The organism is Streptomyces pactum, assembly GCF_002005225.1.
Taxonomy (GTDB): Bacteria; Actinomycetota; Actinomycetes; order Streptomycetales; family Streptomycetaceae; genus Streptomyces; species Streptomyces pactum_A.
Genome location: NZ_CP019724.1, coordinates 7,708,659 through 7,735,263, shown reverse-complemented (window position 1 = coordinate 7,735,263; position 26,605 = coordinate 7,708,659). Strand labels below are relative to the sequence as shown.

Genomic DNA, 26,605 nt, shown 5'->3' with positions numbered 1-26,605 from the left:
AGAACGGATGAGTGCGACCGTGGGCATCGGACGTATCCCGGTACGGGACGTCCACCCGGTGGTGGAGTACGGCAGGCGCCCGGCGAAGGCGGTGGCGGGAGAGACGTTCCAGGTCACCGCCACCGTGTTCCGCGAGGGGCACGACGCGGTCGCCGCCAACGTCGTGCTGAAGGACCCCGAGGGCCGGCCGGGCCCGTGGACCCCGATGCGGGAGCTGGCCCCGGGCAGCGACCGCTGGGGCGCCGAGGTCACCCCGGCCGCCCCGGGCGAGTGGACCTACCGGGTGGAGGCGTGGAGCGACCCCGTCGCCACCTGGAAGCACCACGCGCGCATCAAGGTGCCGGCCGGTATCGACACCGGCCTCGTCCTGGAGGAGGGCGCCGAGCTGTACCGGCGGGCCGCCGCGGGCGTTCCGAAGGACGCCGGACGTGCCGTGGTGCTGGCCGCCGCGGCCGCCCTGCTCGACGACACGCTGCCCGTGGCCACCCGGCTGGCGGCGGCGTTGACGCCCCGGGTGGACGCGGTACTGGCCCGGCATCCGCTGCGGGAACTGGTCACCACCTCCGACCCGCTGCCCCTGCTCGTGGAACGCGAACGCGCCCTGTACGGCGCCTGGTACGAGTTCTTCCCCCGCTCCGAAGGCACCCCCGACCGGCCCCACGGCACCTTCCGCACCGCCGAACGCCGGCTGCCCGCCATCGCCGCCATGGGCTTCGACGTCGTCTACCTCCCACCCGTCCACCCCATCGGCACCACCCACCGCAAGGGCCGCAACAACACCCTCTCCGCCACCCCCGACGACGTCGGCGTCCCCTGGGCCATCGGCTCCCCCGAAGGCGGCCACGACACCGTCCACCCCGCCCTCGGCACCATCGACGACTTCGACCACTTCGTCACCCGGGCCGCCCACCACGGCCTGGAAGTCGCCCTCGACTTCGCCCTCCAGTGCTCCCCCGACCACCCCTGGGTCCACAAACACCCCGACTGGTTCCACCACCGCCCCGACGGCACCATCGCCCACGCCGAGAACCCGCCCAAGAAGTACCAGGACATCTACCCCATCGCCTTCGACGCCGACCTCGACGGACTCGTCGCCGAAACCGTCCGCGTCCTGCGCTTCTGGATGGACCACGGGGTGCGCATCTTCCGCGTCGACAACCCCCACACCAAACCCGTCGTCTTCTGGGAGAGGGTCCTCGGCGAGATCAACCGCCGCGACCCCGACGTCATCTTCCTGGCGGAGGCCTTCACCCGCCCCGCGATGATGCACACCCTGGCCCAGATCGGCTTCCAGCAGTCCTACACCTACTTCACCTGGCGCAACACCAAACAGGAACTGACGGAGTACCTCACCGAACTGACGGGGGACGCCGCCTCCTACATGCGGCCCAACCTCTTCACCAACACCCCCGACATCCTGCACGCCTACCTCCAGCACGGCGGCCGCCCCGCCTTCGAGGTCCGCGCCGTCCTGGCCGCCACCCTCTCCCCCACCTGGGGCATCTACAGCGGCTACGAACTCTGCGAGAACACCCCCCTGCGCGAAGGCGGCGAGGAATACCTCGACAGCGAGAAGTACCAGCTCAAACCCCGCGACTGGGCCACCGCCGCCCGCGAGGGCACCACCATCGCCCCCCTCATCACCCAGCTCAACACCATCCGGCGCGACCATCCCGCGCTGCACCGGCTCAGGAACCTGCGCTTCCACCGGACCGACAACGACGCGCTGATCGCGTACAGCAAGCGCGTGGGATCCGACGTGGTGCTGGTGGTAGCCAACCTCGATCCCCACCGCACCCAGGAGGCGACGATCTCGCTCGACATGCCGCAACTCGGACTCGACCGGCACGAGTCGGTACCGGTCCACGACGAGCTCACGGGCGAGACCTACCACTGGGGCCGCACGAACTACGTGCGGCTGGAGCCCGGCCGGGCCCCCGCGCACGTCTTCCACGTCCGCCTGCCGTCGGCCGCCACGCCCCAGAACGGAGGGTCAGGAGCCTCATGACCGTGAACGAGCCCGTGCCGGACAAATTCGAGGACACCCCGGTCAAGGACCGTGACCCGGACTGGTTCAAGCGAGCCGTCTTCTACGAGGTCCTCGTCCGCTCCTTCCAGGACAGCAACGGCGACGGCGTAGGTGACCTCAAGGGCCTCACCGCCAAGCTGGACTACCTGCAGTGGCTGGGCGTGGACTGCCTCTGGCTCCCGCCCTTCTTCAAGTCACCGCTGCGCGACGGCGGCTACGACGTCTCCGACTACACGGCCGTGCTGCCCGAGTTCGGCGACCTGGCCGACTTCGTCGAGTTCGTGGACGCCGCCCACCAGCGCGGCATGCGCGTGATCATCGACTTCGTCATGAACCACACCAGCGACCAGCACCCGTGGTTCCAGGAGTCCCGCAGGGACCCCGAGGGCCCCTACGGCGACTACTACGTCTGGGCGGACGACGACACCCGGTACTCCGACGCCCGCATCATCTTCGTCGACACCGAGGCGTCCAACTGGACCTACGACCCGGTCCGCGGGCAGTACTACTGGCACCGCTTCTTCTCCCACCAGCCCGACCTCAACTACGAGAACCCGGCCGTGCGGGAGGAGATGCTGGCCGCCCTGAAGTTCTGGCTGGACCTGGGCGTGGACGGTTACCGCCTCGACGCCGTGCCCTATCTGTACGCCGAAGAGGGCACCAACTGCGAGAACCTGCCCGCCAGCCACGAGTTCCTCAAGCGCGTCCGCCGCGAGATCGACCTGCACTACCCCGACACCGTGCTGCTGGCGGAGGCCAACCAGTGGCCGGAGGACGTCGTCGACTACTTCGGCGACTACGCGGCGGGCGGCGACGAGTGCCACATGGCGTTCCACTTCCCGGTCATGCCGCGCATCTTCATGGCCGTACGCCGCGAGTCCCGCTACCCGGTCTCCGAAATCCTCGCCAAGACCCCGGCCATCCCGTCCGGCTGCCAGTGGGGCATCTTCCTGCGCAACCACGACGAGCTGACCCTGGAGATGGTCACCGACGAGGAACGCGACTACATGTACGCGGAGTACGCCAAGGACCCGCGCATGCGCGCCAACATCGGCATCCGGCGCCGGCTCGCCACCCTGCTCGACAACGACCGCGACCAGATCGAGCTGTTCACGGCCCTGCTGCTCTCCCTGCCCGGCTCGCCGATCCTCTACTACGGCGACGAGATCGGGATGGGCGACAACATCTGGCTCGGCGACCGCGACGCGGTGCGCACCCCGATGCAGTGGACCCCGGACCGCAACGCCGGCTTCTCGACCTGCGATCCGGGGCGGCTGTACCTGCCGACGATCATGGACCCGGTCTACGGCTACCAGGTGACGAACGTCGAGGCGTCCATGGCCTCGCCCTCGTCCCTGCTGCACTGGACCCGCCGCATGATCGAGATCCGCAAGCAGAATCGCGCCTTCGGCCTGGGCACCTACACCGAGCTGCCCTCCTCCAACCCCGCGGTCCTCGCCTTCCTGCGGGAGGCCCCCGCGACCGGGCAAGAGGGGGACGACCTGGTGCTGTGCGTGAACAACTTCGCGCGGTTCGCCCAGCCCACCGAACTCGACCTGCGGGAGTTCGCCGGACGCCATCCGGTGGAGCTGTTCGGCGGAGTCCGCTTCCCCGCCATCGGCGAACTGCCGTACCTGCTGACCCTCGGGGGCCACGGCTTCTACTGGTTCCGGCTCACCCGAGTCGCATCCCGCATCGGCCGCCGCCTTTGAGCGTGGGCCGAGGAAAGGACGCGCCACCATGCCGAAGACCGCACCCCTGCGCCCGAGACGCGGGCATCTCGCCGAGCCCATGTCGTCGCTCGGCGAGCTGCTGCGTCAGTGGCTGCCGCGCCAGCGCTGGTTCGCGGGCAAGGACCGGCCCGTGGCCGAGCTCGGCCTGCTGTCGATGACCGAGCTCTTCCCGGGCTGTCTGCACCTCCTGGTGCACGCGGGGCAGGGTTCCGTGCCCGCCCCGGGCGGCACTCCCCCGGCCGGCGACTGCTACCAACTGCTGCTGGGCGTGCGCGAGCAGCCGTCGCCGCGTCTGGGCCGGGCGCTCATCGGGCAGGTGCAGGACGGCCCGCTGGCCGGCCGGACGGTCTACGACGCGCTGCACGACCCCCGGTCGGCCCAGTTGCTCCTGGAACGTCTCAGGCACCCCGGCAAGGCGGGCCCGCTGCGTTTCGAGTCCGACCCCTCGCGGCCGGTGCCCGGCGGACTCGTACCGCGGCTGCTGGACGCCGAGCAGTCCAACTCCTCGCTGATCTACGGCGACGAGTTCATCCTGAAGCTCTTCCGGCGCGTCCAGCCCGGGGTCAACCCCGACCTGGAGGTACCGGACGCACTGGCCCGGCAGGGCTGCGGACGGGTCCCGGCACCGGTGGCGTGGATGCGGACGACCCATCCCTACGAGGCGACCCTCGGCGTGCTCCAGCCGTTCCTGCACGACGCCTCCGACGGCTGGACCCTGTCCCTGAACGCTTTGGCGGCCGGGGACGACTTCACCCTCCAGGCCCACGAACTGGGGCGGGCGATGGCCGACGTGCACCTCGCGCTGGCCTCGGCCTTCCCGGCCGGTCCCCCCGGGGAGAACGACCGGACGGCGGCGGCGATGACCGAGCGGCTGACCGCCGCCGCGCACTGCGTACCGGCGCTGCAGCCCTTCGTACCCGGGCTGCGGGCGGCCTTCGCGGCGCTGTCCACCTGCGACTCCGGGCCGCCCGCCCAGCGCATCCACGGCGACCTGCACCTCGGCCAGGTGCTGCGGGCCGGACGGGACTGGTTCGTCATCGACTTCGAGGGCGAGCCGTCCCGGCCCCTGTCCGAACGGCGCAGCGCCCACTCCCCCGTGCGGGACATCGCGGGCATGCTGCGCTCCTTCGACTACGCCGCCCGGCAGCGCCGCCCGTGGCGCCCCGAGTGGGCGCGCCGCTGCCGGGAGGCGTTCTGCGCCGGATACGCCGCCCGCGCCGGGTGGGACCCCCGTAAGAAGCACGGCCTGCTGCGCGCCTACGAGACGGACCGCGCCGTGTATGAGGTGCTGTACGAGGCCCGGCACCGCCCCGACTGGCTTCCCGTACCCATGGCGGCGATCGAACGACTCGCCGTGAGAGGAGACTGACCCGTGGCCCTCCGCGACACCTCGCTCCCCGAGCCGTCCGGTCCCGTCCCGTCCGCCCCCGGTGCGTGCGCAACCGCCCCGCCCCTCGACCCGACCGACCGGGGGCGCCTCCTGGCGGGCGCCCACCACGATCCGCACGCCCTGCTCGGTGCCCACCTCGTCCCGGGCGGTGTCGCCTTCCGGGCGCTGCGCCCGTTCGCCCGCGAGGTGAGCGTGGTCGTCGACGGCGAGCGCCACGGCCTCGTGTCGGAGGAGGACGGTCTCTTCTCCGGGGTCCTGCCGCTGGCGAAGATCCCGGCGTACACCCTCGTCGTGGCGTACGAGGAGGGCGAGCGGGAGACGCACGACCCGTACCGCTTCCTGCCCGCCCTCGGCGAGCTCGACCTGCACCTGATCGCCGAGGGCCGGCACGAGCAGCTCTGGCAGGCCCTCGGCGCGGAGCCGATGACCCACGAGGGCGTCGCCGGCACCCGGTTCACGGTGTGGGCGCCGAACGCCCAGGGGGTGCGGGTCGCCACGGACTTCACCCACTGGGACGGCACGGCGTTCCCGATGCGCTCGCTGGGCTCGTCCGGGGTGTGGGAGCTGTTCCTGCCGGGCGTCGGCGAGGGCACCCGGTACAAGTTCGAGATCCACTCCCGGTACGGTCACCGGTTCCTCAAGGCCGACCCGATGGCCCGCGCGGCCGAGGAGCCCCCGAACACCGCGTCCGTGGTGACCGCCTCGGCGTACGACTGGGGCGACGGGGAGTGGATGCGGACCCGGGCCGAGACGCCCGTGCACGAGGCGCCGTTCTCCGTGTACGAGGTGCACCTGCCGTCCTGGCGGCCGGGGCTGACCTACCGCCAACTGGCCGAGGCGCTGCCCGCGTACGTCAAGGACCTGGGCTTCACCCATGTCGAGCTGATGCCGGTCGCCGAGCACCCCTACGGGCCGTCCTGGGGCTACCAGGTCACCGGCTTCTACGCGCCGACCGCGCGCCTCGGCTCGCCCGACGACTTCCGGTACCTGGTCGACGCCCTGCACCGGGCGGGGATCGGCGTGATCATGGACTGGGTGCCGGCGCACTTCCCGAAGGACGACTGGGCGCTGGCCCGCTTCGACGGGGACCCGCTGTACGAGCCCGGGGACTCCCGGCGTGCGGAGCACCCGGACTGGGGGACGTACACGTTCGACTTCGCGCGGACCGAGGTGCGCAACTTCCTGGTGGCGAACGCGGTGTACTGGTGCGAGGAGTTCCACATCGACGGGCTGCGCGTCGACGCGGTCGCCTCGATGCTCTACCTCGACTACTCGCGTGACTCCGGTCAGTGGGAGCCCAACCAGTACGGCGGCCGGGAGGACCTGGCGGCGATGGCGTTCCTCCAGGAGATGAACGCGACCGTCTACCGGCGCTGCCCCGGCGTGGTGACCATCGCCGAGGAGTCGACCGCGTGGGGCGGGGTGACCCGGCCCACCGACACCGGCGGGCTCGGCTTCGGGCTGAAGTGGAACATGGGCTGGATGCACGACTCGCTGGAGTACGTCGCGCACGAGCCGGTGCACCGCAAGTACCACCACCACGAGATGACCTTCTCGATGGTGTACGCCTACAGCGAGAACTACTGCCTGCCGATCTCCCACGACGAGGTGGTGCACGGCAAGCAGGCGCTCGTGTCGAAGATGCCCGGTGACTGGTGGCAGCGGCGGGCGAACGTCCGCGCCTACCTCGGGTTCATGTGGGCGCACCCCGGCAAGCAGCTCCTCTTCATGGGACAGGAGTTCGCGCAGGGCGCCGAGTGGTCGGAGAAGCAGGGACCGGAGTGGTGGCTGCTCGACGAGGGGTACCACTCGGCGGGCGACCACCGGGGGATCCAGGACCTGGTCCGCGACCTCAACACCCGCTACGGGCGGACCCCGGCCCTGTGGCAGCGCGACACCGATCCGGCCGGTTTCCGGTGGGTCGCCGTGGACGCGGCCGAGGACAACGTCTTCGCGTTCCTGCGGTTCGCGGCGGACGGCACCGCGCTGCTGTCGGTGTCGAACTTCTCCCCGGTCGTCCGGCACGATTACGGGCTCGCCGTCGGCGACGAGGCCGTCGCCTGGCAGGAGGTGCTCAACACCGACGCCGAGCGGTACGGCGGCTCGGGCGTGACCGGCCCCGACCCGGTCAAGCCCGAGGACGGGAGCATCCGGGTCACGCTGCCTCCGCTGGCCACGGTGTGGCTGATGCCGTACGCCCTGTGAGGCGCGGCGGCGCGACCAGGTGTCCGGCCGCCCTCCCGGGGCAGACGGTGGGCCTGCGACACGAGAACCCCTCGTCGTCGCCGCGACCGGGCCCACAGAAAGGCGGCACCACGTGCGCACCGTCGGAGTGGAGGAGGAACTCCTCCTGGTCGACCCCGAGACCGGCGAGCCGCGGGCCCTGTCCGCCGCCGTGCTCGCCCGGGTCTCGCTGGGCGACGCCGGGCAGGACGTGTTCGAGAAGGAACTGCACGAGCAGATGCTCGAGTTCGCCACGCATCCGCAGGCCGACATGGAGCGGCTGCACGCGGAGATCGTCCGCTGCCGTGAGGAGGCCGGGCGGCACGCCGGGGAGATCGGCTGTGCCGTGGCCGCGCTCGCCACGTCGCCGCTGCCGGTCACCCCCTCCATCGGCGTGAACCGCCGCTACGAGTGGATGGCCGACCAGTACGGCGTCGTGGTCCAGGAGCAGCTCGTCCTGGGCTGCCACGTGCACGTCTCGGTGGAGTCCGACGAGGAGGGCGTCGCGGTGATCGACCGGGTGCGGCCCTGGTTGCCGGTGCTGACCGCGCTGAGCGCGAACTCCCCGTTCTGGCAGGGCAGGGACTCCTCCTACAGCAGCTATCGCAGCCGGGTCTGGCAGCGCTGGCCGTCGGCCGGGCCGACGGAGCTGTTCGGTTCGGCGGAGACCTATCACCGCCGGGTCGCGGACATGCTGGCCACCGGCACGATCCTCGACGACGGGATGATCTACTTCGACGTCCGGCTGTCCCAGCGGTACCCGACGGTCGAGTTCCGGGTCGCGGACGTCTGCCTGGACGCCGGGACGGCCGTCGTCGTCGCCGCCCTGGCCCGCGCGCTGGTCGACACGGCCGCACGCGAGTGGCGGGAGGGCGGGGAGCCGGCCGCGCACAGTGTGAGCCTGCTGCGCCTCGCGGCCTGGCGGGCGGCCCGGTCCGGGCTGACGGAGGAACTGCTGCATCCCGCCACGATGCGGCGGATGCCGGCCGAGACGGTCGTACGGGCGCTGCTGGACCACGTCGGGGAGGCGCTGGCCGCCGACGGCGACCTCGACCGGGTACGGGAGGGCGTCGCCGCCCTGCTGCGGCACGGCAACGGTGCCCGGGTGCAGCGCGAGCTGCTGGAGCGCACCGGCAGCCTGCGGGACGTCGTCACCGAGTGCGTACGCCGTACTCAGGCGGCCTGAGACGCCCCGGGGGCCGTCGTTCCTCGAGCGTCCTCAGAGGATCAGGACCAGGGCGTACCCCAGGAAGCCCGCCGCGACGAGGAGCACCAGGACGAGGATCACGGCCAGGGGCGCCTTGGCCCAGCCCTTGGGCGGGTTGTTGCCCTCCCACGGGCCCGCCTCGGACGTGCTGCTCTCTCCCGGCGGGGTCTCGCCGGGCGGCACACCGCCTCCCTGTTCCAGTCCGGTGGTGCGTTCGGGTTCCGGGTCGGGGTTCGTATAGCTCATACCGTCCGAGTCCCCCGATCCGGCCGAGATCACCAGGCGGGCACACTTCCGCCGTCCCGGCCCCCCGCCGCCTGCGGCTCCGCTAGATTCCGAGCACGGCCGATGACGGTGCTCGTCGGCGTTGTCACCGTCCGTACACGTCAGGAGCCAGCGCATGCGCGACCTCGCTCTCGCTCCCCCGCCCCTTTCGCCCCTGACCGGCGGGCTCGCCGACAGCCTCTTCGAGACCGCCGCCCGAAATCCGACGCTGCCGATGCTCGCCCGCCGTTCCGACGCCGACCCGGCCGTCTGGCGGGAGGTGACCGCCGTGGAGTTCCGTGACGAGGTGGTCGACCTGGCCAAGGGGCTGATCGCGTGCGGGATCTCGCCGGGCGACCGGGTGGCGATCCTGGCCCGCACCCGCTACGAGTGGACGGTCTTCAGCTATGCGCTGTGGGCGGTGGGCGCCGAGGTCGTACCGATCTATCCGACCTCCTCGCGCGACCAGGTCGAGTGGATCCTGCGGGACGCCGGCTGTGTGGCCGTGGTGGTCGAGGACGAGCAGAGTGTGATGACCGTCGGCTCCGTGTGCGCGTCGCTGCCGTCCCTGCGCCACGTCTGGCAGTTGGACGCGGGCGTGATGGACACGCTCGTGGCGCGCGGCGAGTTCCTCCCCTTCGCCACCGTCGACTCCATGCGCCGCATCGTGCTGCCGGACTCCACGGCGGTCGTCGCCTACACCTCCGGCACGTCCGGCCGCGCCATGGGCTGCGCGCTGAGCCACCGGGGCCTGGCCAGTCCGTGCGACACGCTGATCGCGGGCTGGGGCCACACGGTGGCGCCGCCCGGGGAGCAGGGCGTCGTCCTGGCCTTCCTGCCGTTCTCGCACGTGTACGGACTGATGATCCAGAGCCTGTGCGTCCGGGGCGGACTGCTCATGGGGCACGAGCCGGCGATGACCGCGGAAGCGCTGTCCTCGGCGCTGCGCTCCTTGCGCCCGACGTACCTCTACGCCGTCCCGTCGGTTCTCGAGAAGCTCTACAAGAACTTCCTGCGCACGGCCCAGAAGGCGGGCCGCGGGGCGCTGTTCGAGCGGGCCGCCGAGACGGCGCGGGACTTCGCCGCCGCGCTGGAACGCCAGCGGCTGGGCAGGGGCGCGGGGCCCGGCCTCGACCTGCGCCTCCAGCACGCCTTGTACGAGCGGACGGTGTACCGCCGGCTGCGGAGCGCGCTGGGCGGACGGGTGCGCCGCGCGACGTCCGGTGGTTCACCCCTCAGCCGCGAACTGTCCCTCTTCTTCGAGGGCATCGGCGTCTACGTCCACGACGGCTACGGCCTGACGGAGACCAGCGGCGGGCTGACGATGCAGCCGCTGGGCCGGGAGAAGTCCGGCACGGTGGGCCAGCCGCTGCCCGGGATGGAGATCAGGGTGGCCGACGACGGGGAGATCCTGGTGCGCGGGCCGTCCCTGTTCCAGGGGTACATCGGTGACGAGGCCGCCACCCTCGAGGTGCTGCGCGGCGGCTGGCTGGCCACCGGGGACCTCGGGCACCTGGACGACGAGAACTATCTGGCGATCACGGGCCGCAAGAAGGACATCATCATCACCAGCGGCGGCAAGAGCGTGGCCCCGGCCGCCCTGGAGCAGCGGCTGCGCATGCATCCGCTCGTCCACCAGGCGGTGGTCGTGGGCGACAACCGGCCCTGTGTCGGCGCCCTGATCACGCTCGACCCGGAGTTCTTGACGCACTGGCGGGCGGGCCTGGCCCTGCAGGGGGACGCCCCGGTCCGGGAGGCACGCGAGGAGAACGCGCTGCGGGAGGAGGTCGCGCGGGCCGTCGCCGCGGCCAACAGTGCCGTGTCGCGCTCGGAGTCCATCCGGGTCTTCCGCGTCCTGCCCGATCCGTTCGACGTGGCCAACGGAATGCTCACCCCGTCGATGAAGCTGCGGCGGGACGAGATCGTACGGACCTACGCCTTCGAGATCGACGCGATGTACGAGGCGCGGTCGCACGGCCGTCCGCCGGCACCGCCCCAGGAGCCGGCCGGCTGGGAGGACTCGGACAACGTGTTCTTCCGGTGACCGGGCACTTCGGCACACATGCGCGGGCGCGCCGGTGAGGTACCGGCGCGCCCGCGCTGTCGTCGTGCGGTGTGCCCGCCGTGTGTGACCCGGACGGCGTGGCAGGCAGCCGCCGTAACCGGTCATCGGGACCCGGTGTGTCCGGCCTTCCGGGTTCCCTCGCGCTCTCCTGTGCTCCCGGGGAAACGGGCCGTGGGTGACGGAGCTGTCACCGCGGGCCACCGGGCCCCGGCCCGGCACAACGAGGCGCGTAGGGTCGGTCGGCACGGGAACTAACAAACGAAGGGAATGCGAAGAAGGACGACGCCCGGCCGATGCCGGGCCGGGAAGGCGAAATGGCAGCCGAGTCGCGTTGGGACAGGACACTGGCTTCCGAGGAGATCACGAATCGCACCGCCAGCTTCACCGGGGAGCTGCACAATGTGACCGGTGCGCGCCTGGTCGCGGAGGAATTCCTCTACGACCTGGCCCGTGCGTCACCCCCCTCGCAGCCCGAGCACTGGGACGACATCCTTCTGGTCGTCACGGAGCTGGCGGCGAACGCGGTGCAGTACGCGCCGGGACCGTTCACGCTTCGGCTGCGCCGGACCTTCGACGGCGTGCACGTGGTGATGCACGACACGAGTACGACCGAACCGGCGCCGCGTCCCTTCCATCCGGGCAACGGCGGCGGGGGCATCGGCTGGCATCTGATCCACACCCTGTCCGACCAGGTGAGCGTCGTCACCGGCGAGCGGGGCAAGGACATCCACGTCTTCCTGCCCTGGTGACCGCTCCGGTCAGCGGACGTCCGCGTCGCGCAGGGGCACCAGCACGCTGATCGACTTGCCGCCGCCGGGATGCGGGTCGACGACGATGTCGCGGGCCAGCCGGGCGACGAGCGGCCAGCCGTAGCCGCTCCCGTGGTGTGTGGTGGGGAACGCCGAAGCGGCCCGGGGTACCACCGCGCTGTTGTCGTGGACCACGACCCACACGCCCTCGGCCGTGGGCCGGACCTCGAAGCCGGCCAGTCCGCCGCCGTGCAGGATCGCGTTGGTGACCAGCTCGGAGACCACGAGCAGCAGGTCGACGACGTCCTCCTGCCGAACCCCGCGGCCCGGGCCCCCTCGCGCGCGCGCCACGGACTCCGCGTACGCGCGTGCCGTCGCCGCACTGGTCACGGCGCCCGGTGCCGGTGCGCCGGACGGCGCGAAGCCGGGCGAGGCCGTGGTGATCCCGTCGGATGGTTTCATGTCAGTGGTGTCCCTGGTGTTCGCCGTGCTGTCGTTCGGCACCGGGTCAGCCCGCGGCGGTGTCCTGCGGCGGCAGCCGGTGGTAGTAGTCGCCGACGGACGCCAGGTACTCCCGGTCCATCGTCTCGCTGTCGGTCCGGAACCGGGGCGCGGCCTTGACCTCCGCCCTGCTGCAGGCGACGGTGACCGTGCGGGCCTTCGGGTCGATGCCCCTGATCATGCCGACCGGCACGAGCACGCTCCGGCCGAAGACCCAGACGCCGGTGTCGACGACCAGGTGCCGCATGCCGAAGTGGTCGGCCTGGCGGTCCACGTGACCGATGGTGCCGTCGTTCGCGACGACGGTGCAGCCCGTCAGGTCCTGGCCCTCCGTGTGGCCACTGCCCGCCGCGTACGACCAGATGCTCTCCATCGGCACGCTGTCCCTTCCCTCCCGCGTCGGTGACGACTGCCGGGCCGGGCCGACGCCCCGGGCCGGACCGGCTCCACAGCAGCAGATACCCGGCCCGGGCCGCCGCATTCGGGCCCGGTGGGCCAATCGGCGGCGGCGGGGTCCGGCCGGGTACCCCGCGGCCGGTCCCGCGGGCGCGGGGTACCCGGCCGGGACCGCACTCCGCCGGGTGACGTCCCGCTTTGTTCGGACCCGCGACCTGGGTTAGCCTCTGGCGTATTTTTCTCATGGGGCAGTTCCGCACGGGACGGATCCGTGAACTGCGGGAACGCACGCACGAAAGACCGGGCCGGGCAATCCGTCCCAAGGGGGTTGTCGAGTCCTCGGTCCGAGGACTCCTGGGGAGCGGAACGAGGGTGCGCATGACCAGCGACAGCACCGGAACCGTCGACACGGTTCCGGGCGATCAGGAGTTGCGGCGCCTCCTGGCGGGCCTGACGGCCGTGCGGGACGGCGACTTCGGCACCCGTCTGCCGGACGAGGCGGACGGCCTGATGGGCGACATCGCCAAGGTCTTCAACGGCATGGTGGACCAGTTGTCCGTGTTCACCTCCGAGGTCACCCGGGTGTCGCGCGAGGTGGGCACGGAGGGGACCCTCGGCGGTCAGGCGAAGGTGCCGGGCGTCTCGGGCACCTGGGCGGACCTGACGGACTCGGTCAACGCCATGGCGGGGAACCTGACCACCCAGGTCCGTGACATCGCCCAGGTCGCCACGGCCGTGGCCGAGGGCGACCTCTCCCAGAAGATCGACGTGGACGCCCGCGGCGAGATCCTCGAGCTGAAGAACACCATCAACACGATGGTCGACCAGCTCTCCGCCTTCGCCGACGAGGTCACCCGCGTCGCCCGCGAGGTCGGCACCGACGGACGCCTCGGCGGCCAGGCCGACGTCCAGGGCGTCAGGGGCACGTGGCGCGACCTCACCGACTCGGTGAACTTCATGGCGGGCAACCTGACCAGCCAGGTCCGCAACGTCGCGCAGGTGGCGACCGCCGTGGCCGAGGGCGACCTCTCCCAGAAGATCACCGTCGACGCCCGCGGCGAGATCCTCGAGCTGAAGAACACCATCAACACGATGGTCGACCAGCTCTCCGCCTTCGCCGACGAGGTCACCCGCGTCGCCCGCGAGGTCGGCACCGAGGGCAACCTGGGCGGGCGCGCGCAGGTGCGCGGTGTGTCGGGTACCTGGAAGGACCTGACCGACAACGTCAACTCCATGGCCAACAACCTCACCGGCCAGGTCCGCTCCATCGCCCAGGTGGCCACCGCCGTGGCGCGCGGCGACCTGTCGCAGCGGATCACCGTCGAGGCCAAGGGCGAGGTCGCGGCGCTGGCCGACGTCATCAACACGATGGTCGACACGCTGTCGGCGTTCGCCGACGAGGTCACCCGCGTCGCCCGCGAGGTCGGCACCGAGGGCCGGCTCGGCGGCCAGGCGCACGTGCCGAACGTCGCCGGGACCTGGAAGGACCTCACCGACAACGTCAACTCCATGGCCAACAACCTCACCGGCCAGGTCCGCAACATCGCGCTGGTGACGACCGCGGTGGCCCGGGGCGACCTCTCGAAGAAGATCGACGTCGACGCGCGCGGCGAGATCCTGGAGCTGAAGACGACCATCAACACGATGGTCGACCAGCTCTCCGCCTTCGCCGACGAGGTCACCCGCGTCGCCCGCGAGGTCGGCACCGAGGGCCGGCTCGGCGGCCAGGCCGAGGTGGAGGGCGTCTCCGGCACCTGGAAGCGCCTCACGGAGAACGTCAACGAGCTGGCCGGCAACCTCACCCGCCAGGTCCGCGCGATCGCCGGGGTCACCTCCGCCGTCGCCGAGGGCGACCTGACCCGCTCCATCGACGTGGAGGCTTCGGGCGAGGTCGCCGAGCTGAAGGACAACATCAACTCCATGGTGGAGTCCCTGCGCGAGACCACGCGGGCCAACCAGGAGCAGGACTGGCTCAAGACCAACCTCGCCCGGATCTCCGGCCTGATGCAGGGGCACCGGGACCTGCCCGTGGTCGCCGAGCTGATCATGGACGAGCTGGTCCCGCTGGTGTCGGCCCAGTACGGCGCGTTCTATCTGGCCGAGGACGGCGACGACGGGCCCGAGCTGCGGCTCGTCGGCTCCTACGGATACCCCGGGGAGGCGAGCAGGCCCATCCGCATCGCCTTCGGCCGCACTCTGGTCGGCCAGGCCGCGCGCAGCCGGCGCACCATCATGGTGGACGAGCTTCCGCCGGGCTACGTGACCATCTCCTCGGGACTCGGCGAGGTCGTGCCGGCCGCTCTGGTGCTGGTGCCCATCGTGGTCGAGGGGCAGGTTCTCGGCGTGATCGAGCTGGCGTCGGTCACCTCGTTCACGCAGATCCACCGGGACTTCCTGGAAATGCTGATGGAGACCATCGGCGTGAACGTCAACACGATCGTGGCCAACGCCCGTACCGACGAGCTCCTCGCCGAGTCGCAGCGGCTGACCGCCGAACTCCAGGCCCGCTCCGCGGAGCTCCAGGTGCAGCAGGAGGAGCTCCAGCGCTCCAACGCCGAGCTGGAGGACAAGGCGTCCCTGCTGGTGACGCAGAACCGGGACATCGAGGCGAAGAACCTGCAGATCGAGCAGGCCCGGCAGGAGCTGGAGGCCCGGGCCCAGCAGTTGTCGCTGGCCTCGAAGTACAAGTCGGAGTTCCTGGCCAACATGAGCCACGAGCTGCGCACCCCGCTCAACAGCCTGCTCATCCTCGCCCAGCTCCTCGCCCAGAACCCGTCGCGCAACCTCACCCCGAAGCAGGTCGAGTACGCGGGCATCATCCACTCCGCGGGCTCGGACCTGCTCCAGCTCATCAACGACATCCTGGACCTGTCGAAGGTCGAGGCGGGGAAGATGGACGTCGCCCCCGAACGCGTGACGCTGCGGCAGCTCATCGAGTACGTCGAGGCCACCTTCCGGCCGATGACGTCGCAGAAGGGTCTGGAGTTCAAGGTGACGACGGCCGCCGGAGCGCCGGCGGACCTGCTGACCGACGACTCCCGGCTGCGCCAGGTGCTGCGCAACCTGCTGTCCAACGCGGTGAAGTTCACCGAGCGGGGCGGGGTGGAGCTGGCCGTCGAGCCGGCGCCGGACGACGAGGTGCCCGCGGGCGTGCTGCGGGGCGGTGCCGTGGTGGCCTTCCGGGTGAAGGACACGGGCATCGGCATCCCCGAGCAGAACCTGGAGTCGATCTTCGGCGCCTTCCAGCAGGCGGACGGCACGACCAGCCGCAAGTACGGGGGCACCGGACTCGGACTGTCCATCACCCGGGAGATCGCCCAGTTGCTCGGCGGCGCCGTCACGGTGGACAGCACGCCCGACCGGGGCAGCACCTTCACGCTGTTCCTGCCCGTGGCCCGGCCCGACTTCGAGGAGCTGCTGGCCCGCGGCCCGGAACACGCCCAGGTCGCCCCTGCCGCCGACGCGCTCGCCCGCACGGCGCCGGTGCCCGAGATCACCGGCGGCCACCGGCAGCGACCGCGGCGGCTGCTCGTCGTGGAGGAGCGTCCGCGCGGTCTGCTGACCCTCGTCGCGGAGAGCGTGATCGCGGACCTGACGCACGGACGGGACGACACGGGCGACCGGCCGCCGCTCGACGTCATCACGGCCGTGGGGGCGCAGGAGGCCGTCGGCGCGCTGGCGGCCGAGCCGTGCCACTGCGTCGTCCTGGAGCTGGGCATGCCGGACTCGGAGGCGTCCCGCTTCCTGGAGGCGTTGCGCGACGACTCGGCGCCGCCGAGCGTGCCGGTGCTCGTGCACAGCGGTCACCGCGCGGACGCGGCGCTGGAGGAGAGCCTGCGCGCCGGGGCGGAGGGTGGGGCACTGGAGTTCCTGTCCAGCCTCGACGAACTGCGGGAGCGCATCGCGCTGCACCTGGCCGCCGAGGAGCCCGGGGACGTGCTCTCCCTGGTCCGGCCCGAGGAGCCGCGGAGCCCGGTCCCCGAGGCCGTGGGCGACTCGCCGGCCGGGCGGACCGTCCTCGTCGTCGACGACGACGCCCGGAACCTCTTCGCGCTCAGCGGCATCCTGGAGCTCCACGGTTTCCGGGTCCTGCACGCGGAGAACGGGCGCCGGGGCATCGAGACGCTGCTGGCCCACCCGGACGTCGCGCTGGTCCTGATGGACGTGATGATGCCGGAGATGGACGGGTACACGGCGACGGCCGAGATCCGCCGGATGCCCCGGTACGCCGAGCTGCCGATCATCGCGGTGACGGCGAAGGCGATGCCCGGCGACCGGGAGAAGAGCCTCGCCTCGGGCGCCAGCGACTACGTCACCAAGCCCGTCGACACCCACGACCTCATGGCCTGCGTGAGGCGGTGGCTGCCCGCATGAGCGCGCCGGCCCCCGTCCCGTACACCGGTGGGCCGGGCGGTGCGCGGCGCGTCCCGTCGTGCTCCGTGGCGGAACCCAGCCGAGGAGCGTCCCCATCGTGAACACCTCCGAGCAGCCACGTGAACCGGCCGGCGGCGCGCCGCGCGAGGCGTCCGCCGCGCCGCCCCCGGCACCCGGGCCGCCGCGGTCCCGCGCGGTCGACGGGCCGGCCGCGGACCCGCGCGGAATGACCCCGCAGTCGCCGGTGGGGAGGCTGGCGGCCACGGTGGACCGGCTCAGCCGCGAGGTGCGGGCCGCCCAGGCGGAGGCCGAGGGCCGGGCCCTGATCGAGCTCGCCAAGGGCATCCTGGTGGCCCGGCTCGGATGCGGCCCGGCGCAGGCCGCCCGGCAGCTCGCCGAGCTGGCCGAGCAGTCCCAGGTGACGCCTCTGGAGTTCGCGGTCGACGTCATCAACCAGGCGGCCCGGGACCGGATGTCGGAGGTGACGGACGCGTTCTTGACGGCCACCGCCGCCGTGCAGGCCGCGTCCGCCGAGGACGGCGCGGTGGACACGGAGGCCGGGGAGGCGGTGGCCGAGTCTGCCGCCGTGCGCCTGCGGGCGGCCGAGAGCGGCGCGCTGGCCGCGAACGACACGCAGGCCGTGGCCGACGCCCTGCTGGAGCAGGCGCTGCGCCCGCTCGGCGCGGTCGCCGTGGCCATCTGGGCGGCCGGCTACGACGGGTCGCTCACGCTGGCCGGCAGCGCGGGATTCTCGCCGGCCGAGGCCACCCGCTGGCGTTACGTGCCGCCGGACGTGGCGACGGTGGCCCGGTGCGGGCTGACCGAGCGCGCGGGCCAGTGGATCACTTCCCTGTCCGGGACCGGGCTGCCCAGCGTGGGCCGGCACCAGTACCCGCACGGCGGCAGGGTGGCCGTGCCGGCCGGTACCGGGGGGCGCCTGCACGGCGTGCTGGAGATCGCCTGGCCGGTGCCGCTGGCCCCGCAGCCGCCCCAGGTGGTCCGTCAGGTGGAGGCCCTGGCGGAGCTGTGCGCGCACACGCTGGAGTCGTACACGCCGCCGCGCGGCGCCGGGCAGGAGCCGCGGGTCATGCCGGACGCGGTGGAGCTGATGGACCTGGCGGACGGGCTGTACGACCCCGCGCTTGTCCTGGTGCCGCATCTGGACGCCGACGGTCACCTGGCGGACTTCCGCATCCAGCACGTGAACAAGCGCTTCCTGGACCCCGCCGGGCGGCCGCGTGCGGTCGTGGGCGGCGCGCTCCTGCTGGAGGCCTATCCGATGGCCGCCGGGGACAGCGAGCTGTTCCAGAACGTGGAGCGGGTGTACGCCACCGGCGAGCCGTTCCGGGCCCGGCGGATGAACCTGACCGCCCTGGTGGACCAGGTGCCGCTGTCGGCGGTCGCGGACATCAGCGTCAGCCGGCACGGCAACGCCGTGCTGCTCATCTGGCGCATCGAGGACGAGGCCGCCCGGCTGGCCAGCCTGCTCCAGCACGCCCAGCGCCTCGGCCGGATCGGCGGCTTCGAGGAGAACCTGCTGACCGGCGAGATCACCTGGAACGGGCAGCTCTACGACCTGTACGGGCGTCCGCAAACGAGTACGCCGGTACCGCTGGAGGAGCTGACCGCGCACGCCCACCCGGACGACGCCGTCACCATCGGCCGGTTCCTGCGCACGCTGCTGCACCACCGGCGGCCGGCGTCGGCGGGGTTCCGGCTGCAGCGGCCGGACGGGGTGACCCGGCACGTCCGGGCGGTGGCCGAACCGGTCCTGGACACCGACGACCGCCTGCTCGCGGTACGGGGCGCCTATCAGGACATCTCGGCACAGCACTGGACCGAGGTGGCGCTCGCCGCGACGCGCGACCAGCTCGCCCACAGTGAGCAGCAGGCCATCGAACGCAACCGGCTGACCCTGCAGTTGCAGCACGCCATCATGCCGCCGGCCCAGACCCCGCTCAGGGTGCCGGACCTCCAGGTGGCCGTCCGGTACCGGCCCGCCGAGACGGAGCAGTTGGTGGGCGGCGACTGGTACGACGCGGTGATGCTGCCGAGCGGACGGGTGCTGCTGTGCGTGGGGGACGTGGCCGGCCACGGCATAGAGGCCGCGACCAGCATGGTCGTCCTGCGCAACGCGCTGCGCGGTCTCGCGGTGACCGGTGCGGGGCCGGGACAGTTGCTGTCGTGGCTCAACATCGTGGCACACCATCTGACGGGCGGGGTCACGGCCACGGCGGTGTGCGGTCTCTACGACCCGGCCCGGCGCACGCTGCGCTGGGCCAGGGCGGGCCATCTGCCGCCGGTGCTGGTCCGGGGCCCGGAGGCCAAGCCGCTGCCGCTGCTCAGGGGCATGCTGCTGGGCGCGGTGGCCGAGGCGGCGTACGAGGAGGACGAGGTGCGGCTGGCCGGCGAGGACACCCTGCTCATGTACACCGACGGTCTGATCGAACGCCGCGACCGCTCGGTGGAGGAGGCGCTGGACCAGTTGCTGAGCACCGTCCGCCCGACACCGAACACCCTCGATCAGCACCTGGACCGGCTGCTCACCTACAGCAGGTCGGACACGGACGACGACACGTGTCTCGTGGGCATCCGGGTCGGGTGACGCGGGGCACTGGATTCCGGTCCCGGCCGGGCGGGTGTGACGTACGGATTCGGGGGTAACCGCCGGGCGCGGCGGTACATGACACCCCACCGCACGGCCGTTTTTGTTGGAGGTACACGTGCCCATAGCCCAGAACCCGCTGTCCGTCGAGGTGACCCTGCCCCGTGAGGAGGTCGCGCTGCTCAAGGTGGAGGGCTACCTGGACGTCGACACCGCGACCGAGTTCCAGCACCATCTGGCCAACCAACTGCACCACGGCCGGCGGCACTTCCTGCTGGACCTTTCCGAGGTGCCGTTCATGGACTCGTCCGGCATGAACATCATCCTGCGGGTCTACCAGGAGGCACGCGAGCTGCCGGGCAGCGTGCACATCATCTCGCCCACCGCCGCGGTGCGGCGCGTTCTGGATCTGACGGGGGTGAGCATCACGGTGCCGGTCTCCGAGAGCATCGACGAGGCGCTCGCCCGCGTCGACGCCCGGCCGGAGGGGCCGCGGGTACCGGAGGTGTGAGTTCCGCCTCCTAACCGGCGCTCATCCGGACCGTTCGCGCGGGAGCAGGTGTCGTACGAGGTCGGCGGGTGGTTACAGTTGTCGCCCGGCAGAGTCACGTCGCCGTCACGTCGCCTCCCGGGGCTGTGCGGCGCAACGCGGATGAGGAGTGGAACAGGTGCCGGAGCAGGCGGAGGGAACAGCGGTATCGCCGACGACCGAGGTCAGGGACTTCTTGCGGCGCCGTCGTGAGCAGATCGCCCAGCGGTGGGCGGACGAGCCCTTGTTCCGGGCGGTGTTCACCGTCTCGCGCGACGAGGCGGTCGAGGCGGGCAAGGCCGTGGTGGACGCGCTGGCCCAAGTGGCCGACGCGGCACGGGTGGAGGACCCGGACGCCGCCGGATTCACGACGGTGCGCGAGCAGTTGGCGCGGATGGGGGCGGCCCGCTCGCGGGCGGGTCTGAGCACCGCCCAGGTGTCGAGCGAGCTGGCCACCCTGCGTCCGCCGGTCGAGAACCTGCTCCTGGCGGATCTGCCGGACGCCTCGGCCGACGACGCGCGAGCCTGCGTGACCACGCTGAGTGTGCTGATGGGCACCCTGCGGGTCGTGGTCATGCAGACGGCGCTCAGCGAGGGGCAGGCGCTCATCGACCGCCAGCGGCTGCAGTTGATGGAGGTGGCCACGCCCGTCATAAAACTGTGGGACGGCATCGTGGCCGTCCCGCTGATCGGAACACTCGACAGTGCCCGCAGCCAGGTCGTCATGGAGACCCTGCTGGAGTCCATCGTGGAGCAGCAGGCGCGCTACGCGATCCTGGACATCACCGGGGTGCCGACCGTGGACTCGCTGGTGGCCCAGCACCTGATGAAGACGGTCGCGGCGGCCCGGCTGATGGGCGCCGAGTGCATCGTCTCCGGCATCCGGCCGGCGATCGCGCAGACCATGGTCCACCTCGGCCTGGACCTGGGCACCGTGGTCACCCGGGCGAGCCTCGCCGACGCGCTGGGGCACGTGCTGCACCAGCTCGGGGTCGGCATCGTGAACCCCGTGGCGAACGGGCCGGTCGCGCGGTGAACGAATCATTCCCGGGGCCCCAGGCGGGTCCCGTGACGGGTCATGTCCCGGTCCTCCGGCTCGGCGAGGTGCTGCTGGTCACGCTGCAGGGAGACCTGCACGACAGCACGGCGCAGCAGCTCCAGCAGGACCTCGCCGAGACCATCTCCCGCACCGGGACCACCGGTGTGATCACCGGTGTGATCATCGACATCTCCGGTGTGGAGATCGTCGACTCCTTCCTCGGCCGGGTCCTGGCGGAGATCGCCGGTCAGACCGAGCTGCTGGCCGCGCGCAGCGTGGTGGTCGGCATGCGGCCGGCGGTCGCGATCACCCTGGTGGAGCTGGGTCTGACACTGCCGGGCGTGCACACCGCGCTCAGTACCGAGGTGGCCATGGACCTGCTGACGCGGCACGCTCCGTCGTCCCGCTTCGGCGGCCTGCGCCAGGAGAGTCCGTGATGCACACTGCCGCGGGCGCCCAGGCCCGCCTGCCGATCCGTTCGGACATGGATCTGGTGTGGGTACGTCAGCACGTGCGGCAGGCGGCCGCCCAGCTCGGCTTCGGCCTGGTCGACCAGACGAAGCTGGTCACGGCTGCCAGCGAACTGGCCCGCAACACGCTCGTGTACGGCGGCGGTGGATCGATGGAGACGGAACCGGTCTCCGAGGCAGGCGTACAGGGGCTGCGACTGACCTTCAGCGACGAGGGGCCGGGCATCGCGGACCTGGAGCAGGCGCTCAGCGACGGCTTCACCTCGGGGGGCGGACTGGGCATGGGGCTGGGCGGGGCGCGGCGCCTGGTGCACGACTTCGCGATCGAGAGCAGCCCGGGCGCGGGCACCACCGTCCGCGTGACCTCCTGGGTGGGCCGGGCGCCCCGCCCGCGTGAGGAGTCCTGATGCCGCGCGTGTGGGACGTCCCGGTGCACGACTCGACCCGGGTGCGTGACGCCCGGGTGGCCGCGGAGCACGCGGCGGCCCTGGCCGGGCTGGACGAGCAGCGCACCGCCACCGCGGCGCTGGTGGCGACCGAGCTGGCCACCAATCTGCTCAAGCACGCCGGGGGCGGCCAGGTCCTCATCGACGTCGTCGCTCCGCCCGTCCTCGCGGTGGACCGTGACGAGAGCCGACTCGTGCAGATCGCCACGGTCGACCACGGTCCCGGGATCCCCGACGTGTCCGCCGCCCTGCGCGACGGTTTCACCACCACGAGCTCCCTCGGTGCCGGTCTCGGCACCTGCGCGCGCCTCGCCGACGACTTCGACCTGCACAGCGTTCCCGGGCGGGGCACGGTGGTGATCGCCCGGGTCGGCTCCCCGTCCGGCGGCGGTGCCGCCGAGCCCGGTCCAGCGGGGAGGGTACGGGCCGGCGCGGTGAACGTCCCCTTCGGCGGGGACGACTACTCGGGCGACGCCTGGGCCTGGGTCCGGTCCGGGGACCGGGTCACGCTGATGCTGGCCGACGGGCTCGGCCACGGCCCGGATGCGGCCCGCGCCTCGACCGCCGCCGTCGAGGCGCTGCGCGGTTCGGCACACCTCGCGCCCGCCGAGGCCCTGCGGCGGCTCGACACGGCGCTGAGCGGCACCCGCGGCGCGGCCGTCGCGGTGGCCCAGGTGGACACGCGTGCCGCGGTGCTCAGGTTCGCCGGCATCGGCAACATCGGGGCGCGGCTGTGCGCGGGCGGCACCTGGCGGCACCTGGTGTCCCGGCCCGGCATCGTCGGCACCCACCGGCCCACCACCCTGCGCGAGGAGGAGGCGGCCTGGGCGGACGACCGGGTGCTGGTCCTGCACAGCGACGGTCTGCCGAGCCGCTGGGCCCCGACGCCCGACACCTGCCGCACGGCGGCCGACCCGGCGGTGACGGCGGCCGTGACGGTCCGTGACGCCAGCAGTTCGGCCCGCCCGGTGCGGGACGACACCGCCGTGGCCGTACTGGCCCCGACCCCACCGGATGCCCGATGACCGGTCCCCGCCACCTCACCGACGCGGCGGGGGCGCGCACCGCCACCGCCCACGCGACCCACGGCGTACCACCCCTCGAACACCGGCGGCTCGCGGCCGACACCACCGCGACCGGTCCGGCCCCGACCCCGCTGGACCACCCATGACCCGAGCCTGGCACATCACCGACATCACCGACGCGGCCCAGGCACGCATCACCACCGCACGCCTGGCCGCGGCCTACGGTGTGCCGCCTCTGGAGCGGGCGCGGCTGGCGGCCTCGCTCGGGGCGCAGTTGCGGTTGTGCCTGGCCAAGGGCGGTACCTGGCGGCTCACGGTGGAGGCGGGCACGGCTTCGCGCGCCACGCCGGAGGCCGGGGAGGGTGTGCTGCACGCCGTGCTGACGCCCTCGCGCGACGCCGCTGCCGCCGGGGAACCCCCGTGGCGGGTCACCGTGCCCTGCCCCGAGGCCGTGCCGGTCGCCGATGCCGACGTCGCGGCGGACGACCCGGCCGCGCTCGCCGAGGCCCTGCTGGGGGCCGACGAGGACACCGCGCTGGTGCTGGACAGGCTCACCGAGCAGGAGAACCTGGTCGAGTTCCACCGGGAGGAGCTGCACCAGACGAACCAGGGCGTCGTGGCACTGCACGCCGAACTGGACGCCGCCGGACGGGCCCAGCGGGAGGCGTTCGCCGCCGAGCGCAAGGCGCGTACGGAGGCGGAGAACGCCCGTCGCAGACTGACGTTCCTGGCGGACGCGAGCGCGGTGCTGACGGCGTCGCTCGACCACCACGAGATCGTGCGCCGCCTGCCGGAACTGCTGGTGCCCGAGTACGCCGCGAGCGTCGACGTCTGGCTGTTCGACCAGGAAGGCGACCGTCCGGGTCCCGCCCACGCGGCGGCCGCCGTGGTCGCCGCCCGCACGGGGCGGCCCCAGTACGCCGCCGCGCACCCCGGCGGCCTGCCCGGCGTCGACGACCAGCCTCCCTCGGCGCTGGCCCCGGAACGCCCCCTGCTGTGCATCCCGCTGCCGACACGGCAGGCGCCCCTGGGCGTGGTGACCCTGTCCCCGCCCGGGGAGCGCTGGAACCCGGACGACGCCGTCATGCTGATCGAGCTGACCCGCCGGGCCAGTACCGCGATCGACCACGCCCAGCGCTACCAGCACAACCGCGACATCGCGGAAACCCTCCAGCGGGCCCTGCTGACGGAACTGCCCGCCCCGCCGGGACTCGGCCTGGCCGCGCGTTATCTGCCCGCCACGCACGGGCTGAACGTGGGCGGCGACTGGTACGACGCGTTCCGTCAGCCCGACGGCGCTGTCATCGCCGTGGTCGGCGACGTGACCGGGCACGGGCTGCGCGCGGCCGTGATGATGAGCCAACTGCGCACCGCGCTGCGTGCCTACGCCGTCGACGGCGGCAGCCCGGGCCGGCTCCTGACCCGGCTGCACACGTTCCTGCACCACCTCCAGCCCGACCTGTTCGCCACCGCCGTCATCGCGCGTTTCCACCCCGACGACCCCACCCTGACGTGGGCCGCCGCGGGCCATCCGCCGCCGGTGCTGCGTACCCCGGACGGCCGGGTCCGGACCCTGGACGCCAAACCGGGTGCGATGCTCGGCATCCCGCTGAAGCAGGAGATCGCCGACCACACCGTGCCGCTGGCGCCTGGTTCGACGCTCGCGCTGTACACGGACGGCCTGATCGAGCGGCGAGCCCTGGGCATCGACCCGGGCATCGCGCGGCTGGCGGAGGCGCTCGGCTCGTTCGGCTCGGCGGAGCTGGAGTCGGACCTGGAGGGTTCGGCGGACGGCATCCTGCGTCCCCTGCTCAGCGACTCCGAGCGGGACGACGACGTGTGCCTGCTGCTCTGCCACACGCGCGGGTCCGGCTGACCACCCCGCCCGGCACCGGCCGGGTCACGACCGGCCCGCGGAGAAGTCCCGGCCCGTTCACTCCCGCCCGGTGCGCTCCGGTCCCGGGCGGGGCATGGTGGTGATCAGGACGTGTCGCCTGCCTGCCGCGCCCGGCTGGCCGAAGCCGCGTGGGCGCGATGGGATCGACGAGGTGCGAAGCAGCGATCCAGGGGCAGGCGAATGGCGTTCGCGGCAGACCGCCTGGAGCCGCAGAAAGGGATGAACACCGTGACACGACCCAGGATCCTGGTGGTCGGCGCAGGTTTCGCCGGCGTGGAGTGCGTCCGTCGCCTGGAGCGGAGGCTCGCCCCCCACGAGGCAGACGTCACCCTGGTGACGCCGTTCTCCTATCAGCTTTATCTTCCACTGCTGCCCCAGGTCGCCTCCGGGGTGCTGACGCCCCAGTCGATCGCGCTCTCCCTGCGCCGCAGCAGCAGGTACCGGACGCGGATCATTCCGGGCGGTGCCATCGGCGTGGACCTCAAGGCGAAGGTCTGCGTGGTGCGCACCATCACCGACCAGATCGTCAACGAGCCGTACGACTACATCGTGCTGGCCCCCGGCAGCATCACCCGCACCTTCGACATCCCGGGGCTCACCGACAACGCGTTCGGCATGAAGACCCTGGCGGAGGCCGCGTACATCCGCGACCACGTCATCTCGCAACTCGACCTGGCCGACGCCAGCCAGGACCCCGTGGAGCGCGCCTCCCGGCTGCAGTTCGTGGTGGTCGGCGGCGGTTACGCCGGCACCGAGACCGCGGCCTGTCTGCAGCGGCTGACGCACGCGGCCGTCAAGCGCTACAACCGGCTCGACCCGAGTCTGATCAAGTGGCATCTGATCGACATCGCGCCGAAGCTGATGCCCGAACTGGGCGAGAAGCTCGGGCGGGACGCGCAGGAGGTCCTCACGCGGCGCGGTATCGAGATCTCCCTGGGCGTGTCCATCGAGAAGGCCGGCCCCGAGGAGGTCACCTTCACCAACGGCCGGGTGGTGCCCACCCGCACACTGATCTGGACCGCCGGAGTGGTGGCGAGCCCGCTCATCGCCACGCTCGGCGCACAGACGGTCAAGGGCCGGCTCGCGGTCACCGCCGAGATGTGCCTGCCCGATCACGACGGGGTGTTCGCGCTCGGCGACTCCGCCGCCGTCCCCGACCTCGCCAAGGGCCAGGACGGCGCCGTCTGCCCGCCCACCGCCCAGCACGCCATGCGGCAGGGCCGGCACGTCGCCGAGAACCTCATCGCCACCCTGCGCAACCAGCCGATGCGGCCGTACGTCCACAAGGACCTGGGTCTCGTCGTCGACCTCGGCGGCACCGACGCGGTCTCCAAGCCGTTCGGCGTCGAGCTGAAGGGCCTGCCCGCCCAGGCGGTGGCCCGCGGCTACCACTGGTCGGCGCTGCGCACGGGCGTGGCCAAGGCCCGGGTGGCGACCAACTGGGCGCTCAACGCGGTCGCCGGCGACGACTTCGTGCGTACCGGATTCCAGGCCCGCAGGCCGGCCAAGCTGAAGGACTTCGAGTACACCGACGCCTACCTGACGCCGGAGCAGGTGCGGGAACGGGTCGAGGGGACGGGCCGCGCGGAGCTGTGACCCCGTGGCCGGGGCCGGCCCGCGGCATGGCATGCTGAGAAGTGGATCTCGGCGTGAACCGGCCGGG

The 26,605-nt window shown here is 72.3% G+C and carries 20 protein-coding genes; 17 read left to right on the top strand and 3 right to left on the bottom strand.

The annotated features are described in order from the left end of the window. The first annotated feature begins 7 nt into the window (after positions 1-7). From B1H29_RS33855 to B1H29_RS33835, 5 genes are all read left to right on the top strand, one after another. Positions 8-2,008 (top strand): alpha-1,4-glucan--maltose-1-phosphate maltosyltransferase, encoded by a 2,001-nt coding sequence (locus tag B1H29_RS33855; RefSeq protein ID WP_079160612.1) that lies wholly within the window; start codon positions 8-10, stop codon positions 2,006-2,008. After that, positions 2,005-3,741, top strand: coding sequence for a maltose alpha-D-glucosyltransferase (gene treS / locus B1H29_RS33850; protein ID WP_055420316.1), 1,737 nt, complete (start codon positions 2,005-2,007; stop codon positions 3,739-3,741). Before B1H29_RS33855 ends, treS begins: the two co-directional genes overlap by 4 nt. 28 nt (positions 3,742-3,769) lie before the next feature. Further along, positions 3,770-5,131 (top strand): maltokinase N-terminal cap-like domain-containing protein, encoded by a 1,362-nt coding sequence (locus tag B1H29_RS33845; protein WP_055420317.1) that lies wholly within the window; start codon positions 3,770-3,772, stop codon positions 5,129-5,131. A 3-nt stretch (positions 5,132-5,134) separates the two neighbouring features. Continuing rightward, positions 5,135-7,357, top strand: a complete 2,223-nt coding sequence (glgB, locus tag B1H29_RS33840; RefSeq protein ID WP_055420318.1) for a 1,4-alpha-glucan branching enzyme — start codon at positions 5,135-5,137, stop codon at positions 7,355-7,357. A 112-nt stretch (positions 7,358-7,469) separates the two neighbouring features. Further along, positions 7,470-8,561 (top strand): glutamate--cysteine ligase 2, encoded by a 1,092-nt coding sequence (locus B1H29_RS33835; RefSeq protein ID WP_055420319.1) that lies wholly within the window; start codon positions 7,470-7,472, stop codon positions 8,559-8,561. Positions 8,562-8,594: 33 nt separating this feature from the next. Here the strand turns inward: B1H29_RS33835 and B1H29_RS33830 are convergent, their stop codons facing one another. Then, positions 8,595-8,828 (bottom strand): DUF6480 family protein, encoded by a 234-nt coding sequence (locus B1H29_RS33830; RefSeq protein ID WP_055420891.1) that lies wholly within the window; start codon positions 8,826-8,828, stop codon positions 8,595-8,597. Between the two features lie 154 nt (positions 8,829-8,982). Between B1H29_RS33830 and B1H29_RS33825 the strand changes: the two genes are divergently transcribed. Continuing rightward, a complete protein-coding gene (locus B1H29_RS33825) occupies positions 8,983-10,890 on the top strand; it encodes an AMP-dependent synthetase/ligase (RefSeq protein WP_055420320.1) in 1,908 nt (635 codons plus the stop codon). Positions 10,891-11,225: 335 nt separating this feature from the next. After that, positions 11,226-11,660 carry an ATP-binding protein gene (locus B1H29_RS33820; RefSeq protein ID WP_055420321.1) on the top strand — a complete coding sequence of 145 codons (435 nt, stop codon included), beginning with the start codon at positions 11,226-11,228 and terminating at the stop codon, positions 11,658-11,660. Between the two features lie 9 nt (positions 11,661-11,669). Here B1H29_RS33820 and B1H29_RS33815 read toward each other — a convergent pair whose 3' ends face one another. Continuing rightward, positions 11,670-12,122: an ATP-binding protein gene (locus tag B1H29_RS33815; RefSeq protein WP_055420892.1), complete on the bottom strand. Its 453-nt coding sequence runs from the start codon at positions 12,120-12,122 to the stop codon at positions 11,670-11,672. 46 nt (positions 12,123-12,168) lie between these two features. Next, positions 12,169-12,534 (bottom strand): PRC-barrel domain-containing protein, encoded by a 366-nt coding sequence (locus tag B1H29_RS33810; RefSeq protein ID WP_079160611.1) that lies wholly within the window; start codon positions 12,532-12,534, stop codon positions 12,169-12,171. A 401-nt stretch (positions 12,535-12,935) separates the two neighbouring features. Here B1H29_RS33810 and B1H29_RS33805 point away from each other — a divergent pair, with 401 nt between their 5' ends. The 10 genes from B1H29_RS33805 to B1H29_RS33765 all read left to right on the top strand — a co-directional run bounded on the left by B1H29_RS33805 (position 12,936) and on the right by B1H29_RS33765 (position 26,538). Further along, positions 12,936-16,931: a HAMP domain-containing protein gene (locus B1H29_RS33805; RefSeq protein ID WP_079160610.1), complete on the top strand. Its 3,996-nt coding sequence runs from the start codon at positions 12,936-12,938 to the stop codon at positions 16,929-16,931. Positions 16,932-17,028: 97 nt separating this feature from the next. Beyond that, positions 17,029-19,536 carry a SpoIIE family protein phosphatase gene (locus B1H29_RS33800; RefSeq protein WP_055420324.1) on the top strand — a complete coding sequence of 836 codons (2,508 nt, stop codon included), beginning with the start codon at positions 17,029-17,031 and terminating at the stop codon, positions 19,534-19,536. 118 nt (positions 19,537-19,654) lie between these two features. Then, positions 19,655-20,047: an STAS domain-containing protein gene (locus tag B1H29_RS33795; protein ID WP_055420325.1), complete on the top strand. Its 393-nt coding sequence runs from the start codon at positions 19,655-19,657 to the stop codon at positions 20,045-20,047. A gap of 157 nt (positions 20,048-20,204) precedes the next feature. Further along, positions 20,205-21,101, top strand: a complete 897-nt coding sequence (locus B1H29_RS33790; protein WP_055420893.1) for an STAS domain-containing protein — start codon at positions 20,205-20,207, stop codon at positions 21,099-21,101. After that, a complete protein-coding gene (locus B1H29_RS33785; protein WP_055420326.1) occupies positions 21,098-21,541 on the top strand; it encodes an STAS domain-containing protein in 444 nt (147 codons plus the stop codon). Before B1H29_RS33790 ends, B1H29_RS33785 begins: the two co-directional genes overlap by 4 nt. Beyond that, entirely contained in the window at positions 21,541-21,981 is a 441-nt protein-coding gene (locus B1H29_RS33780; RefSeq protein ID WP_055420327.1) for an anti-sigma regulatory factor, read from the top strand. The genes B1H29_RS33785 and B1H29_RS33780 overlap by 1 nt, the downstream gene beginning before the upstream one ends. Continuing rightward, positions 21,981-23,045, top strand: a complete 1,065-nt coding sequence (locus tag B1H29_RS33775) for an ATP-binding SpoIIE family protein phosphatase (RefSeq protein WP_055420328.1) — start codon at positions 21,981-21,983, stop codon at positions 23,043-23,045. The genes B1H29_RS33780 and B1H29_RS33775 overlap by 1 nt, the downstream gene beginning before the upstream one ends. Next, positions 23,042-23,191 (top strand): hypothetical protein, encoded by a 150-nt coding sequence (locus B1H29_RS38295; protein ID WP_159027872.1) that lies wholly within the window; start codon positions 23,042-23,044, stop codon positions 23,189-23,191. The genes B1H29_RS33775 and B1H29_RS38295 overlap by 4 nt, the downstream gene beginning before the upstream one ends. Then, positions 23,188-24,921 carry a PP2C family protein-serine/threonine phosphatase gene (locus B1H29_RS33770; RefSeq protein WP_055420329.1) on the top strand — a complete coding sequence of 578 codons (1,734 nt, stop codon included), beginning with the start codon at positions 23,188-23,190 and terminating at the stop codon, positions 24,919-24,921. Before B1H29_RS38295 ends, B1H29_RS33770 begins: the two co-directional genes overlap by 4 nt. 240 nt (positions 24,922-25,161) lie before the next feature. Next, a complete protein-coding gene (locus tag B1H29_RS33765) occupies positions 25,162-26,538 on the top strand; it encodes an NAD(P)/FAD-dependent oxidoreductase (protein WP_055420330.1) in 1,377 nt (458 codons plus the stop codon). The last annotated feature ends 67 nt before the right edge of the window (positions 26,539-26,605 follow it).

Excerpts from the sequence above, each read along its gene's own strand:
- B1H29_RS33845 (WP_055420317.1), top strand. The coding sequence starts at position 3,770 with ATGCCGAAGACCGCACCCCTGCGCCCGAGACGCGGGCATCTCGCCGAG.
- B1H29_RS33810 (WP_079160611.1), bottom strand. The coding sequence starts at position 12,534 with ATGGAGAGCATCTGGTCGTACGCGGCGGGCAGTGGCCACACGGAGGGC.
- B1H29_RS33825 (WP_055420320.1), top strand. The coding sequence starts at position 8,983 with ATGCGCGACCTCGCTCTCGCTCCCCCGCCCCTTTCGCCCCTGACCGGC.
- B1H29_RS33820 (WP_055420321.1), top strand. The coding sequence starts at position 11,226 with ATGGCAGCCGAGTCGCGTTGGGACAGGACACTGGCTTCCGAGGAGATC.
- B1H29_RS33830 (WP_055420891.1), bottom strand. The coding sequence starts at position 8,828 with ATGAGCTATACGAACCCCGACCCGGAACCCGAACGCACCACCGGACTG.
- B1H29_RS38295 (WP_159027872.1), top strand. The coding sequence starts at position 23,042 with ATGACCGGTCCCCGCCACCTCACCGACGCGGCGGGGGCGCGCACCGCC.
- B1H29_RS33775 (WP_055420328.1), top strand. The coding sequence starts at position 21,981 with ATGCCGCGCGTGTGGGACGTCCCGGTGCACGACTCGACCCGGGTGCGT.
- B1H29_RS33855 (WP_079160612.1), top strand. The coding sequence starts at position 8 with ATGAGTGCGACCGTGGGCATCGGACGTATCCCGGTACGGGACGTCCAC.
- B1H29_RS33815 (WP_055420892.1), bottom strand. The coding sequence starts at position 12,122 with ATGAAACCATCCGACGGGATCACCACGGCCTCGCCCGGCTTCGCGCCG.
- B1H29_RS33805 (WP_079160610.1), top strand. The coding sequence starts at position 12,936 with ATGACCAGCGACAGCACCGGAACCGTCGACACGGTTCCGGGCGATCAG.
- B1H29_RS33780 (WP_055420327.1), top strand. The coding sequence starts at position 21,541 with ATGCACACTGCCGCGGGCGCCCAGGCCCGCCTGCCGATCCGTTCGGAC.
- B1H29_RS33765 (WP_055420330.1), top strand. The coding sequence starts at position 25,162 with ATGAACACCGTGACACGACCCAGGATCCTGGTGGTCGGCGCAGGTTTC.
- B1H29_RS33770 (WP_055420329.1), top strand. The coding sequence starts at position 23,188 with ATGACCCGAGCCTGGCACATCACCGACATCACCGACGCGGCCCAGGCA.
- treS (WP_055420316.1), top strand. The coding sequence starts at position 2,005 with ATGACCGTGAACGAGCCCGTGCCGGACAAATTCGAGGACACCCCGGTC.